The 618-nt window shown below is 43.4% G+C and carries 1 protein-coding gene; it reads right to left on the bottom strand.

Annotation, left to right across the window (positions count from 1 at the left end; genetic code table 11):
• Positions 1–137 precede the first annotated feature (137 nt).
• Positions 138–618: hypothetical protein (locus A3763_RS27925; protein ID WP_197482689.1), on the bottom strand; the 481-nt coding region annotated here is incomplete at its 5' end.

The following is a 618-nucleotide window of genomic DNA, read 5'->3' as shown; positions in this document are numbered from 1 at the left end:
GGGTTTATGACCCCCTACACTGTCGTGCATTTGCTGCCAGCCCAAGTCTGATAAGGGGTCGTCTTGTGAACCTCGTAGTAGTTGTCCACCAACGGGTTCGCCATGTCTGATTAGGTCGAAAGTGCTTGCTTTCATAACTAAGCCTTGAGTCGCTCGAGTAGCATTTCATATTGCTGTTGTTTAGCAGCAGTATGCCTTATTTTGAACTCCTGAATAAGCAAGAGGCAAGCATCTTGTGTAATATGTTGGTTGCCAGCAAGTTCGAGAAACAAGAAGGCTTGCTCAGCTTTAGGCAGGTCTCCATGTTTAATAAAAAGCATCATCATCTTATGATAGTGCTCGGGCTGTAAGCATTCTTGAGCCCTTTTTTTACTAGCAGCATTTTTTTGAATGTCGGAAAATAATCGACAAATTCTTTCGTAGTCTGATTTACGGACACACAGTTCAATAAGGTTCTGTGCATGCTTCCAATAGCTCGAGTCTTCAGTATGCAATTTTGCCAAGTTGTAACGCTGCTCCAATATTGCTCGTGATTCGGGATATTTAGCACCCAGTGATCGCAATAACTGGCGTGCAGTATTGAACTCGAAGCGCGATAGGAATTCCATTGCTTTTGAA

This window comes from Oleiphilus sp. HI0128 (assembly GCF_001635365.1).
The sequence above is the reverse complement of the archived record's forward strand: the minus strand, read 5'-3'. Positions and strand labels throughout refer to the sequence as shown.